At 71.6% G+C, this 12870-nt stretch carries 14 protein-coding genes and 1 tRNA gene; 7 read left to right on the top strand and 8 right to left on the bottom strand.

What is annotated here, in order from left to right; translation table 11 throughout:
• Positions 1-516 (top strand): hypothetical protein (locus tag BJF86_RS18600; protein WP_237768053.1); only part of this gene is annotated, 516 nt, incomplete at its 5' end.
• 332 nt (positions 517-848) lie between these two features.
• Positions 849-2312, top strand: a complete 1464-nt coding sequence (locus tag BJF86_RS02740) for a hypothetical protein (RefSeq protein ID WP_075816869.1) — start codon at positions 849-851, stop codon at positions 2310-2312.
• Positions 2313-2549: 237 nt separating this feature from the next.
• Here BJF86_RS02740 and BJF86_RS02745 read toward each other — a convergent pair.
• Positions 2550-2633 (bottom strand) — tRNA-Leu (locus BJF86_RS02745).
• Between the two features lie 57 nt (positions 2634-2690).
• A complete protein-coding gene (locus BJF86_RS02750; RefSeq protein ID WP_075816870.1) occupies positions 2691-4112 on the bottom strand; it encodes a DNA polymerase IV in 1422 nt (473 codons plus the stop codon).
• A gap of 77 nt (positions 4113-4189) precedes the next feature.
• Here BJF86_RS02750 and BJF86_RS02755 point away from each other — a divergent pair, with 77 nt between their 5' ends.
• From BJF86_RS02755 to BJF86_RS02765, 3 genes are all read left to right on the top strand, one after another.
• Positions 4190-4720, top strand: coding sequence for a YbhB/YbcL family Raf kinase inhibitor-like protein (locus tag BJF86_RS02755; protein ID WP_075816871.1), 531 nt, complete (start codon positions 4190-4192; stop codon positions 4718-4720).
• Positions 4717-5268, top strand: a complete 552-nt coding sequence (locus BJF86_RS02760; RefSeq protein WP_075816872.1) for a YbaK/EbsC family protein — start codon at positions 4717-4719, stop codon at positions 5266-5268. The genes BJF86_RS02755 and BJF86_RS02760 overlap by 4 nt, the downstream gene beginning before the upstream one ends.
• 181 nt (positions 5269-5449) lie before the next feature.
• Positions 5450-5863: a hypothetical protein gene (locus tag BJF86_RS02765; RefSeq protein ID WP_075816873.1), complete on the top strand. Its 414-nt coding sequence runs from the start codon at positions 5450-5452 to the stop codon at positions 5861-5863.
• Here BJF86_RS02765 and BJF86_RS18250 read toward each other — a convergent pair.
• From BJF86_RS18250 to BJF86_RS02785, 4 genes are read right to left on the bottom strand one after another with little or no spacing between them, the layout of a single operon-like run.
• Positions 5848-6591 carry a class I SAM-dependent methyltransferase gene (locus BJF86_RS18250; protein WP_075816874.1) on the bottom strand — a complete coding sequence of 248 codons (744 nt, stop codon included), beginning with the start codon at positions 6589-6591 and terminating at the stop codon, positions 5848-5850. The two genes, BJF86_RS02765 and BJF86_RS18250, sit on opposite strands and share 16 nt — an antisense overlap.
• On the bottom strand, positions 6588-7442 hold the full coding sequence (locus tag BJF86_RS02775) for a TrmH family RNA methyltransferase (protein ID WP_414819925.1): 855 nt from the start codon (positions 7440-7442) through the stop codon (positions 6588-6590). The genes BJF86_RS18250 and BJF86_RS02775 overlap by 4 nt, the downstream gene beginning before the upstream one ends.
• A complete protein-coding gene (locus BJF86_RS02780; protein WP_075816875.1) occupies positions 7439-8203 on the bottom strand; it encodes a sulfite exporter TauE/SafE family protein in 765 nt (254 codons plus the stop codon). The genes BJF86_RS02775 and BJF86_RS02780 overlap by 4 nt, the downstream gene beginning before the upstream one ends.
• Complete coding sequence (locus BJF86_RS02785) at positions 8200-9033, bottom strand: ABC transporter ATP-binding protein (RefSeq protein ID WP_075816876.1); 834 nt, start codon at positions 9031-9033, stop codon at positions 8200-8202. The genes BJF86_RS02780 and BJF86_RS02785 overlap by 4 nt, the downstream gene beginning before the upstream one ends.
• A 44-nt stretch (positions 9034-9077) precedes the next feature.
• Here BJF86_RS02785 and BJF86_RS02790 point away from each other — a divergent pair, with 44 nt between their 5' ends.
• Positions 9078-9842, top strand: a complete 765-nt coding sequence (locus tag BJF86_RS02790) for a hypothetical protein (protein ID WP_075816877.1) — start codon at positions 9078-9080, stop codon at positions 9840-9842.
• Between the two features lie 17 nt (positions 9843-9859).
• Here BJF86_RS02790 and BJF86_RS02795 read toward each other — a convergent pair whose 3' ends face one another.
• Both BJF86_RS02795 and glgA read right to left on the bottom strand, forming a co-directional pair.
• The gene (locus BJF86_RS02795) at positions 9860-10246 is read right to left on the bottom strand and encodes a four-helix bundle copper-binding protein (RefSeq protein WP_022924018.1); all 387 of its coding nucleotides are present in this window, start codon (positions 10244-10246) and stop codon (positions 9860-9862) included.
• A gap of 50 nt (positions 10247-10296) precedes the next feature.
• Entirely contained in the window at positions 10297-11544 is a 1248-nt protein-coding gene (gene glgA, locus BJF86_RS02800; protein ID WP_075816878.1) for a glycogen synthase, read from the bottom strand.
• A gap of 64 nt (positions 11545-11608) precedes the next feature.
• Between glgA and glgC the strand changes: the two genes are divergently transcribed.
• Positions 11609-12865 (top strand): glucose-1-phosphate adenylyltransferase, encoded by a 1257-nt coding sequence (gene glgC / locus BJF86_RS02805; protein ID WP_075816879.1) that lies wholly within the window; start codon positions 11609-11611, stop codon positions 12863-12865.
• Positions 12866-12870: the final 5 nt, after the last annotated feature.

Below are 12870 nucleotides of genomic sequence, written 5' to 3' on the forward strand. Positions count from 1 at the left end.
AACTTCATCCTGCCCACATTGCCCGCTGCACGCAAGCTCCCGGTCAGAGGGCTGGACGGCTCTCCCCCGAGCACCTGGAGGCAAGACCGCCGACCCCCGCGCAACCCGTCAAACAACTTCAGACGCGCGACACTAGTCCACATCGACCGCCCGGGGTCCGCTCGCGACGTCCCGGTCCTGGCAGCCTGGGAGGACGCCCTGGTCGATGTGGTCGCGGCTCGCGACCCCGATCAGTTCGTGATTGGGGCTCAGCGTCAGAACGCTGAGAACAAGGACTTCATCAACTCCTTCCTGGCACGCACCCAACCGGAGGGAAGGCTCCGCCCCGCCGTATCCCGACTGCGCAACACGTGGCTCGTGCATCACATGGTGGCGGGCACACCACTTGGCCCACTGGCTGTTGCTGCCGGCCTGGAGACCTTCCGCACGTTGGAGAAACTTCTCTGCTTCGTCCCGGACCCCGCCCAGGATGAGGTACGCCGCTTGATGCGCAGGTCGCTGTGGAGCGGTGGCTGATCAATGCCCCTGCCCCGCGTGCCGAAGAACGGCCCTGAGGACGACACGTCCCTGGCGGCCTACTTCGGCATGGACCTGTGGCCCGCCGAGGGAGCGGCCATAGGGGGCAGCGCACAGATCTTCAGGACCGCCGACTACATCGTGCGGCAGTCTCACCTGCCTGGGCTCTTGGACGAATGGGAAAACGAGGAGCGCCAAGGACGAACACGCCCTGGCCCCAAGCCTGGATCACTCCAAGCCAGGCCGTCATCCTCCTCGTGGTCCTCGCCCTAAGCCGTCGCCCAGTGTCATCGCTGGAGATGGCGCACCTGCTCGCTACGACACCGGGAGACGTGCTGGCCAGCATCGGGATCGAGGACCGGGACGAGAGAGTGACGCTCATCGGTCGTTACCACAGGGGATACCGCGCCTACCGGCGCTTGCGCTTCCTGATCGACCCTGAGCCGGAGAGTCTGCGCGAGCGGCTACCCCGGACAGTTCTCCTGGAGAGGGCGCGCAAGCGCGACCACGCCATAGCGGCCAAGAGGCGCGCTAGGGCGTATGAGTTCGCCGCGGAGGTCCTGAGGGGGACGTGGATGCTTCTGCCCCGCGAGGTCCGCCGTCAGTGGCACGGTGACGTCGCACTCGATGCCACCTTTCTAAGGGCCCCGGCCTTCGCGCCGCGCAACACCTCCCTCTACGCCTCTTCTGACCCCGGTTGCGGCTGGTACGTGCGCGACGGCGACCACGACGGAGATCAGGCGGCTCGCGCTGGACGGGCAGACGTGAGGTGGGGACGCGAGGCCCATACGCTGCTGGCCGTCAGCCGGACGAACTCTGTCCCTCGGTTGACTCTCGCCTTCACGCTGGACCGTCCAGGGAAGCGGATCGCCAAGAACGCTCTCACAGTCGTTGACATCGTGGCCAAGGCCTACGAAGACATCGGCCACGAAGGGCCTGTCCCCGTAGGCCACTTCATCGCAGACCGGGCATACCTACCCAACTCGAAGGCAGAAGGACTTCCGCTTCCGCTGCGGGCTCGCGGCTACAAGTTGGTCATGGACTACGACCGCACCGACATCGACCTGGGCGTGACTGCCAGCCATGCCGGAGCCGAACTCGTGGACGGTCAGTGGTCCTGCCCAGCCACGCCCCAGGGACTGAAGGATGCCTCCATCGAGCGTTACGTCACCAAGGCGATCCCCGATGCTACTTACCGAGAGCGTCTAGAACGCCGCCAAGCGTTTCGCCTGCATGACAAGGCGAAGGCTGACACGGACGGCTACATCCGCAAGCAGTGCCCAGCCGTTGGCCCTCACGCCACGGTCTCCTGCCCGCTGCGACAGATGCACCCCAAGACCGATGGCAAGTCACTCGTACGGATCACCAAACAGCAGACCCCACGTGAGCCCGTGCAGGTCTGCGAGCAGAAGAGCATCACCATCCCACCCACGGCAGGGGCCAAGCACCGTCAGGAGTACGCCTACAAGTCCGAGGAGTGGCGCGCTTGGTACAGCCCCCCGCGACAGAGCGTCGAGTCCAACAACAAGAGCCTGAAGAACGGTGCGCACAACCCCTTGGACGACAGCGAACGGCGTCTGGCACGAGGTTGGGCCGCTCTGCTGCTCGTGGCCACCGCCCTGACCGCCGCCGCGAACGTCCGGAAAGCCATCTCATGGCTGAAGGAGAAGGTGGCGGTGACCTACCTGGGCGAGCGCAACCTCGGCCCACGCCGCCGCGATCGTCTGCGCAACTATTCCGTCGTGGAGGACCCGGCGCTGGCCAATGCACCGCCCAATGAAGCACGTAGCGCCTGAGGAGCCACTCCGAGCGAGTTGCTCCTCTTCGGTGTGCCCGAAGGTCCCCACCTCAGGCGCTACGTGCTCGCAGGCACACTCAGAAGCAACCAGAACGTCTCTGAAAGCCCCAGGCAGCACTCACGAGGGCCTTCCCTAGCGACAGGTCAGCCGGACTCCCAAAGATCTGGGAGCCCGGCTGACTTCGACGAGCGAACTCGCAAACGATTTCGGGCCGATCACACAAACGACCCACAGTGTCCGGAGGGGGACTTGAACCCCCACGCCCGTTAAGGGCACTAGCACCTCAAGCTAGCGCGTCTGCCATTCCGCCACCCGGACAAGGGTGTCGCTGCGGCACCCGTGGGAGATGCGCAACGACCGTCAAGACTAGCACGGTCACGGGGGTGGATCGCGCCACTCCGGTGGGTCGGCCTGGTGCAGCGCGGGGTCGTCCTCGCGGAAGCTGCGCACCGGGCCGGGCGCGGTGCGCGGACCCTCGAAGCGGACCGTCACGACACCCCGGCCGCTCCCCCACACCCAGCCGGTTCCGTGCTCGTCGTGCCGCACGTCCTGGCCGGTGCGCCACCCCGGCAGCATCCGGCCGGCAACGGCCCGCGGCGGCTCCTCCTCGTCCGCACCGTCGCCTCCCTGCGCCACGACGTCGCGCGCGTCGGAGGCGTCCTCCAGCGCACCCACCGCGTCCGGGAGGGCGACCTCCCCCAGCTCGGGGTATGCCGTCTCCAGCGAGAGCTCCTCCTGCGCGTGGGCGGTGAGCCCGGCGACGCCGAGCCCGAGCAGCCGCAGCCCCGACGTCACATCGACCGAGCGCAGCAGCCGCCGGCCCTCACGCTCGATCACGCCGGCGTCGCCGGTGGCGAAGGGCAGCGTGCCGGAGCGCGTCTGCGTCGTGAAGTCGTGCTGCCGGGCCTTGACCGTGATGGTGCGGGCGAAGACGCCGGTCCGCTCCAGCCGGCCCGCCAACCCCCGCGACATCCGGGCCAGCTCCGACTCGAGGGCGGACCGGTCGGACACGTCGTGCTCGAAGGTCCCCTCGACCGAGATCGACTTCGCCTCCCGCTCCACCACGACCCTGCGGTCGTCCTCGCCCCGGGCGAGCCGGTGCAGGCCGCCACCGTGCGCGGTGCCGAAGATCGAGACCAGGTCCGGCTCGGACATGCGCGCCAGGTCGGCCACCGTGTCGACCCCGAACCCGTGCAGCCGCGAGGCCGTCGCCGGCCCGATCCCGGGGATGGCCCGGACCGACAGCGCGTGCAGCACCTCCAGCTCCTCCCCCGGGCGCACCACCGTTACCCCCGCGGGCTTGTCCATCTCGCTGGCGAGCTTGGCCATCATCTTGGTGGTCGCCAGCCCGACCGAGGCGGTCAGCCCACCGGTCGCCTCCACGATGCCCTCCAGCAGCTCCCGGCACCACGCCTCGACGTCGTCGTCCCAGCCGAGCGGCCCGCCGGGCGGGGTCAGGTCGACGTAGGCCTCGTCCACGGACACCTGCTCGACCAGCGGCGAGCGCTCGCGCAACATCGCCATCACCACCTCGGAGGTGGTGCGGTAGGCGGCGAACCGCCCAGCCAGGAAGGCCGTCCCGGCGGGACAGCGCCGCCGCGCCTCGATGGTGGGCATCGCCGAGCGGGCGCCGTACCGCCGGGCCTCGTAGGACGCGGTCGCGACGACGCCGCGGCCGCCCAGCCCGCCGACGATGACCGGTCGCCCCCGCAGCGATGGCTTGTCGCGCTGCTCCACCGCCGCGAAGAAGGCATCGAGGTCGAGGTGCATGATGCACCGACGCGCGTCCTGCGGCATACCGTCCACTGTGTCACGGCGCACCGACGGGCCAGGACGACGTGCGTGGCCGGGGGCACGCGGGTTAGGTTCGGCCCATGGACCTCGACCGCACCGCTCCCCCTCACCCCGTCGACATTCTCCCGGCCGCGCCGGCCTCGCTGGAGGTGACCAGCGAGGACTTCGCCGACGGCGAGGCGCTGCCGGACGACGCCGGCTACGGACACGGCAACACCTCGCCACAGCTGTCCTGGTCCGGCGCGCCCGAGGGCACGAAGTCCTACCTGCTGGTCTGCCACGACCCGGATGCGCCCGTCGTGGGCGGCTTCTCGCACTGGGCGATCCTGGGTTTGCCCGCCGACGTCACCAGCCTCGCCGCCGGGGCGGGTGAGTACGGCAACCAGCACGGTGAGGGCGCCTACACGCTGGCCAACGACTTCGGCACCAAGGACTGGGGCGGCTGCGCCCCGCCCGAGGGTGACGTGCCCCACCGCTACGTCTTCACCGTGTGGGCCCTGGACACCGACGACACCGGGCTCGACGCCTCCAGCTCGATCGCCAAGGCGCAGTTCATGACGCTCGGCAACGTGCTGGCCCGAGGCTCGATCACCGGCACCTACCAGCTGTGACCCTCGCCTGGGCGCCCCCCCTGGACCGCCCGGACCTGCTGGCAGAGCCGGTGCGGCTGGCGCTGGAGGGCCTCCGCCAGGAGGGGACCGAGGCAACGGGCGTCGACGTCGGCGTCATCGAGGTCGCCGAGATCGACCCGGACCAGGCCGACACCGCCGTGCTGGTCGAGGCGACCGGGTGGGCGATGGAGGACATGGCCAACTGCATCGTGATCGCCGGATCGCGCGCGGGGCAGGAGCGCGTGTGCGCCGCCCTGGTGCTCGGGCATACCCGTGCCGACGTCAACACGACCGTCCGCAAGACGCTCGACGTGCGCAAGTGCTCGTTCATGGGCATGGACGACGCGGTCGAGCGCACCGGGATGGAGTACGGCGGCATCACCCCGGTCGGGCTGCCGCACGACTGGCCGGTGCTGGTCGACGCCCGCGTCCTGGACCGGGACCAGATCGTCATCGGGTCGGGTGTGCGACGCAGCAAGCTGCGCCTGCCCGGTGCGATGGCGGCCCATCTGCCCGGCGCCCGGGTCGTCGACGGGCTCGCCGTCTGAGAGCGACACCTGCGTCCCGTGGAAGTCGTGAACGGTCACGACTCCCACGGGACGCTCCGTCGTGGTGAGGGGCTGAGCACCATGTCGCAGCCCACCACCGCCACCACGACGCAGGACCGCAGCGCCTACCGCGCGGTCACCCTGTTCCCGCTGCTGGTCCTGCTCGCCGGGGTCATCGGGTATGCCGTCGCCGGCCCGGTCTCCGGCGGCGCGGGCCTCGTCACGCCGCTGCTCACCCCGCTGCTCACGCCCTGGCTCGTCGGCGAGCGGGCTGCCGGTCGACGGCTGGGGCACGGCCCGCACCATCGTGGTCATCGTGCTGGTCCCGGTCGTCCTCGGGCTGCTGGTGCGCCTGCTCCTGCCGCGCCTCGTGCAACGCGTCCTCCCGGTGATGCCGTGGTTCTCCGTCCTGGTCATCTGCCTGGTCGTGGCGATCGTCGTGTCGCTCTCGGCCGACCGGCTCGTGGAGGCCGGCCTGCTGGTCACCGCAGCGGTGATCCTGCACAACCTGTCCGGCGCCACCCTGGCCGGGTGGTTCCGCCGCCGTGACGCGCGGGCCGAGGCCGGGGCTACGGCCGTTCAGCCGCGCTCGTAGCGGTCCACCGTCGTCACGTAGGGAACGTGCACCCGCTCTTCGCCACCGGATCCCGGGAAGTGCCGGGCCAGGGCCTGACCGACCTCGTCGTCGATGCCGCGCCGCTCGTCCGTCGTGCCCTCCAGGTAGTAGGAGCGGGTCCGCACGACGAGGCGCAGGTCGTCCAGCGGCACCGTGTCGGTCCACCGCACCAGGCCGCGCCCACGCGGGCCGAACGGCCCGCCGGGCGTGCTCGCGGCGACTCCGCCGGCCGGTTCGGGCTGCCAGGCCCGCTCGCTGCTGTGCATGGCGCGCTCGACGTCGGCCACCCATGCCACCGTGTCGTCGAACATGTTCCACACCATCGCCAGCACCCCGCCGGGCCGCAGCACCCGCGCCGCCTCGAGCCCCGCCCGCTCGGGGTCGGTCCAGTGCCACGCCTGGGCATAGGTCACTCGGTCGGCCGAGCCTTCCGGCAGCCCGGTCTCCTCACCGGTGCCCTCGATCGTCTCGACCTCGGGCAGCACCCGTCGCAGGGTCGCGCGCATGGCGGACGACGGCTCGACCGCGCGCACCCGGTGCCCGCGGGCCACCAGCAGCCGGGTCAGCTTGCCGGTCCCCGCCGCCACGTCGACGACGTCCCTTCCCGTTCCTGGGGCAAGGAGGTCGACCGCGGCGTCCGGGTAGGACGGGCGCAGCCGCTCGTACTCCTCGCCGCCCTCGGCGAAGCTGCCCAGCAGCCGGCTCATGACCTCCCCCGGTTCCGCACCGCCCAGAAGGCCACGGCGGAGGCGGCCGCCACGTTGAGGCTGTCGACCCCACCACCCATGGGGATGCGCACGGTCAGGTCCGCGCTCTCCACCGTCCGCGGCGACAGGCCGTCGCCCTCCGTGCCGAGCACGAGGGCGAGGCGGTCGGGCGGGTCCGCCTCGAGCTCGTCCAGGCTCACCGCGTCGTCGGCGAGCGCCAAGGCGGCGACGGTGAAGCCGAGCTCGCGCAGCGTGTCCACTCCCCCGGGCCAGGGATCGATCCGGGTCCACGGCACCTGGAAGACGGTGCCCATCGACACCCGCACCGCGCGCCGGTAGAGCGGGTCGGCGCAGCGCGGGGTCACCAGCACCGCGTCCACCCCGAGCGCCGCCGCGGAGCGGAAGGCCGCGCCGACGTTGGTGTGGTCCACGACGTCCTCCAGGACCGCGACCCGCTGTGCGTCGTGCACCACGTCGGAGATCTCCGGGAGCTCGGGCCGGTGCATGGCGGCGATCGCGCCCCGGTGCAGGTGGAAGCCGGTCATCTCCTCGATCACCGAGGCGGTCCCCACGTGGACCGGTATGCCCGCCGCGAGCGCCGGCTGCACCAGCTCCGTCAGCTCGGCGGCCCAGCGAGGGGTGAGCAGCAGCGAGCGCATACGGTGGCCGGCGGCGAGGGCGCGACGGATGACCTTCTCGGACTCGGCGAGGTAGAGACCCTCCGCGGGTTCGAGCACACGCCGCAGCGCGACATCGGTGAGCTGGAAGTAGTCCCGCACCCGCGGGTCGCGCGGGTCCACGATCCAGGTGACGCCCTCGGGGACGGGCGGCTCGTCCGTCACGCTGCTCACGTGACCAGCAGGTTGACGATCGCGACCGAGCCGATGACGACGATGACCGCCCGCAGCAGCGCGGGCGGCATCCGGCGACCGACCCGGGCGCCGACGACCCCGCCCAGCAGCGAGCCGATGCTGATGAGCAGCACCACCACCCAGTCGACGAGCTCGGGTGCGACGACGAGGAAGACCAGCGCGGCGACGAGGTTGGCGATCGTGGCGAGGACGTTCTTGATCCCGTTGATCTGCTGCAGCCCCAGCGGCAGCAGGATGCTCATGATGCCCAGGAGTAGGACACCCTGCGCCGCGCCGAAGTAGCCGCCGTAGACCCCGGCGAGCAGAATCCCCAGCAGCAGGGCGACCCAGCGCCCGGGCGTGATCCGGTCGGCGTGCTGCCGGGCGGCCCACCGCTGCAGCCGTGGGCCGAAGACCACGAGGAGCAGGGCCAGCAGGATGAGCGCCGGCACGATCGCCTCGAAGGCGGCCGGGGGGAGCCAGAGGAGCAGCAGCGCGCCGACGACCGAGCCCAGCAGGCTCGCCGGTCCGAGCCGCTTCAGCATGGGCCCGAGGCTCCGCAGCTCGTGCCGGTAGCCCCACGTCCCGGTCAGCCCGCCGGGGACGAGCCCGAGCGAGTTCGACACGTTGGCGCTCACGGGCGGATAGCCGAAGAGCAGCAGGATGGGGAAGGTCACGAGCGTGCCGGACCCGACGATGGTGTTGATGGTCCCGGCCGCGAGGCCGGCGAGGATGATCGCCGCGACCTCGAGGACGCTCACCGCTGCCCGTCGCCGTCTGCGGCGTCCGACGCAGGTTCCCCGACCGGTGCGGCGGCGCGCGCCGCCCAGCGGTCACCGTGCCGGTCCACCACCAGCGGCAGCCCGAAGGTCTCCGAGAGGTTCTCCGCGGTGAGGGTGAGCTCGATGGGGCCGGCCGCCACGACCCGCCCCTCGCGCAGCATGAGGATGTCGGTGAAGCCGGGCGGGATCTCCTCGACGTGGTGCGTGACGAGCACCAGCGCCGGCGCGTCGAGGTCCTGCGCGAGCAGGCTGAGCCGCCCGACGAGATCCTCCCGGCCGCGCAGGTCCAGGCCGGCGGCGGGCTCGTCGAGGAGCATGAGCTCGGGGTCGGTCATGAGCGCCCGGGCGATCTGCACCCGCTTCCGCTCCCCCTCGGAGAGGGTGCCGAAGCGCCGCGTCGCGAGGTGCGCGACCCCGAGCGCGTCGAGCAGCTCACCCGCGCGCTGGTCGTCGGTCTCGTCATACTGCTCGCGCCACCGACCGACCACCCCGTAGGCGGCGGTGACCACGACGTCGCTGACCCGCTCCTCGGCCGGGATCCGGTCGGCCACCGCCGCGCTCGACACCCCGATCCGGGGCCGCAGCTCGAAGACGTCGACCGCACCGAGCACCTCACCGAGGACGCCCGCGACACCGGTCGTCGGATGCATCCGGCCGGAGGCCAGCTGCAGCAGGGTCGTCTTGCCGGCCCCGTTGGGTCCGATGACGACCCACCGCTCCCCCTCCTCGACCGACCAGTCGACCTCGCTCAGCAGGTCCGTGGTCCCACGGCGGACACCCACGCCGGCAAATTCGAGGACGTCGCTCATGGCCGCCCACTCTAGTCGGCGCACCGGCACCTACCATCGCCCCCATGCCCGACCACGAACTCCCGGCCAGCGTGCGCGTCGCCCTGTGGGCGACCGCCGCCTACGCCGGCCGGATCGACGTCTCCGGCGTGGCTCCACGAGCGCTGCCGGACCTGGACCACGTCGAGGGTCTGGCTGAGCCGCTGTCGATGTGGCAGAGCCTCGGCGAGCGCGCCGTCCTCGTCGCCCTGCCCCGGCCCGGGGACCTCTCGGGTATGCCGTCCGCCACCGGCGACCTGCACGCCGCGGCCAGCGCCGCCCGGGAGTGCGTCTTCATCCCCGGCCTCGGGGGCGCGCTCGTGCCCGACTTCGAGCGGTTCGGCCCGGAGGGCGACCAGGGCTGGGCGGTCCGCTTCGAGCTGCACGGGGCCGACCCCTACCCGACGCACCGGGTCGAGGCGCTGGACCTCGGCCAGCTCGAACTGTCGCTGCGCACCGAGCTCGCCGCGCACACGCAGACCCTCGCCGCCACCGGTGGTGCGCCCTTCGGTGCGGCCGCCGACCGCGCCCTGGACCGTCTCCGGGCCCTCGCCGACGCCGACCGTTGGGGCCTGCCCCCCGGCCTGCCGGGTCGTGCGGAACGGCTCATCGGGCTGGCGGCGACCGTCCTGCGGCTCACCGAGGCCGGCCTGGACCCCGACCTGGAGTCGGTCGACCTCGCGACCACCAGCGCACGTGGGCAGACCCTCCGCCGGCTGCACGCGCAGGCCGCGACCTCGCTCGCCGACGCGACCAACACCGCGGTGCTGCACCTCGCCGGCTGGCGCTGAGCCGGCGGGGCCCGGCCTCAGTCGGCGACGGCGAGCAGCGTCTCGCAGGCGTCCGCGCAGTCTCGGCAGGCCTGGGCGCACGCCGCGCAGTGGTCCATGTCGTGGCTGCCGCACTCGTCGGCGCACTCGCGGCAGACCGCGATGCAGGCCCGCACGACCTCCTCCCAGCTGTCACCGTTGGGGCCCGGCCGGGACATGACGTCGGCGGCGGCCCGGCAGATCGAGGCGCACTGGTTGCACAGGTCGATGCAGCGCGCCATGCCGCCCGGGTCGTCGCCGTGCAAGCAGGCGTCGGCGCAGGTGGCGCAGGTGGAGGCGCACGCCGACGCCGCATCGATCGCGGCACGGAGCTGCGGCTGGTCGAAGGTGTCCCGCGAGGGGTGGCTGCTCAGGATGTCGCTCATGCCCCGACGGTATGCCCGGGCGTGGCCCTCCGCGCGCCGAAGCGGGATCCTCAGCCGAGCTCGGGCAGGTCGGGAGAGCGACCCTCCAGGACCGCCCGGTAGACCTCGACCGTCCGCTGCGCCACGGTCGTCCAGGAGAACTGCTCCACCGCCCTGGCCCGACCGGCCTCGCCGCGGCGTTGCGCCTCCTGCGGGTCCGAGCACGCCTGCACCAGGGCGCGCCCCAGGTCGGCGACGAAGGCCTCCTCGTCGACCGGGGTGCCGGTGCCGTCCTGGACCTGCTCGATCGGCACCAGCCAGCCGGTCTCACCGTCCAGCACGACCTCCGGTATGCCGCCGGTCGCGGTCGCCACGACCGAGGCGCCGCAGGCCATCGCCTCGAGGTTGACGATGCCGAGCGGCTCGTAGACCGAGGGACAGACGAAGACGGTCGCGTGCGACAGCACGGCGATGACCTGGTCCCGGGGCAGCATGTCGTCGATCCACACCACCGGGGCCGCGCCCTCGCCGCGCTCGTCGCGCAGCTGGTCCACGAGCCCGATCACCTCGGCCTTGATCTCCTCGGTGTCGGGCGCGCCCGCGAGCAGGACCACCTGGACGTCGTCGTCGAGCGCCCGCAGGGCCTTGAGCAGGAAGGGCAGACCCTTCTGCCGGGTGATCCGGCCCAGGAAGACCACGCTCCGGGCCTCCGGGTCGATCCCCTGCGAGCGCACGAAGTCCGCGGCCTGCTCGCTGGTGTCCCGCTGCCACAGCTCGGCGTCGATGCCGTTGTGCACGACGTGCACAACGGCCGGGTCCACGTCCGGGTAGGCCGCCAGGATGTCCCGACGCATCCCTGCGGAGACGGCGATGATCCCGGCGGCTCCCTCGTAGGAGACCTTCTCCGCCATCGAGGAGACGGCATACCCCCCGCCGAGCTGCTCGGCCTTCCAGGGGCGCAGCGGCTCCAGGCTGTGCGCGCTGACGACGTGCGGGACCTCCGCGAGCGCAGCACCGAGGTGACCACCCATGTTGGCGTACCACGTGTGGCTGTGGACCAGGTCGGCTCCCCCGTCCGCGACGTCGCGGGCCATGAGGAGGTCGACCCCGAGGGTGCGCAGCGCCCCGTTGGCGTCGGCGAGGTCCTCGGGCACGGCATACCCCGTGGTGCCGGGCTCGTCGGCCGGCTCGTCGAATGCCCTGACCTGCACCTCCACCCCGTTCAGGGCCCGCAGCGCGCGAGTCAGCTCCGCGACGTGCACGCCGGCGCCGCCGTAGACGTTGGGTGGGTACTCGCGGGTCAGGATGTCGATGCGCACGCTCCCAACGTATCCGCTGCTCCCTCCCCTCGCCACAGGTTGACGTTGCGTCTAGGTTGGTGCCATGGCAGCGCAACGAGGCACACGGCTGAAGGTTCTCGCGATCGTCCTGGCCGGGGGGGAGGGCAAGCGGCTCATGCCGCTCACCGCCGACCGGGCCAAGCCGGCGGTCCCGTTCGGGGGAATCTACCGGCTCATCGACTTCGCCCTGTCCAACATCGTCAACTCCGGGTACCTCAAGGTGGTCGTGCTGACGCAGTACAAGTCGCACAGCCTGGACGCGCACGTCACCAAGACGTGGCGGATGTCGACCCTGTTGGGCAACTACGTGGCGCCGGTGCCCGCGCAGCAGCGGCTCGGCAAGAGCTGGTTCGCCGGGTCGGCGGACGCGATCTACCAGAGCCTCAACCTCGTGCACGACGAGCGTCCCGACATCGTCGTCGTCGTCGGGGCGGACCACGTCTACCGCATGGACTTCGCCCAGATGGTGGAGCAGCACGTGGAGACCGGTGCGGCGTGCACGGTGGCGGCGATCCGGCAGCCCATCGGGCTGGCCGACCAGTTCGGGGTCATCGACGTCAAGCCGGAGGACCCGAGGCAGATCCGCGAGTTCCTCGAGAAGCCGACCGACCCGCAGGGGCTGCCGGACGCCCCCGACGAGGTGCTGGCCTCCATGGGCAACTACGTCTTCACCGCCGAGGCGTTGGAGGCGGCCGTGCGGGTGGACGCGCTGAACGAGGACTCCAAGCACGACATGGGCGGCGACATCGTCCCAGCCTTCGTCGAGAAGGGCGACGCCTGGGTCTACGACTTCAAGGACAACGAGATCGCCGGGGCCACCGACCGGGACCGCGGCTACTGGCGCGACGTCGGCACCATCGACTCCTACTACGACGCGCACATGGACCTCGTGTCCGTGCACCCCGTCTTCAACCTCTACAACGACGCCTGGCCGATCTACACCAACTACGGCCCGCAGCCGCCGGCGAAGTTCGTGCACGGGTCCGGCGACCGGGTCGGGCACGCGGTGAACTCCGCGGTCTCCCCCGGGTGCGTGATCTCCGGGGCCACGGTCACCGACTCGGTGCTCTCGCCCGGCGTCATGGCCCACAGCTTCAGCCACGTCACCGGCTCGGTGCTCATGGACAAGGTCGGGATCGGCCGCTCCTGCCAGATCCACCGCGCGATCATCGACAAGGGTGTCCAGGTGCCCGCCGGGGTGCACATCGGTGTCGACCACGACCACGACCGGGAGCGCGGCTTCACGGTCACCGACTCCGGGCTCGTGGTCGTCGGCAAGGGGACCGTCGTCCCCGGGTAGCCCGC

The sequence above is a fragment of the Serinicoccus sp. CNJ-927 genome (genome assembly GCF_001942435.1).
Lineage (GTDB): Bacteria > Actinomycetota > Actinomycetes > Actinomycetales > Dermatophilaceae > Ornithinicoccus > Ornithinicoccus marinus.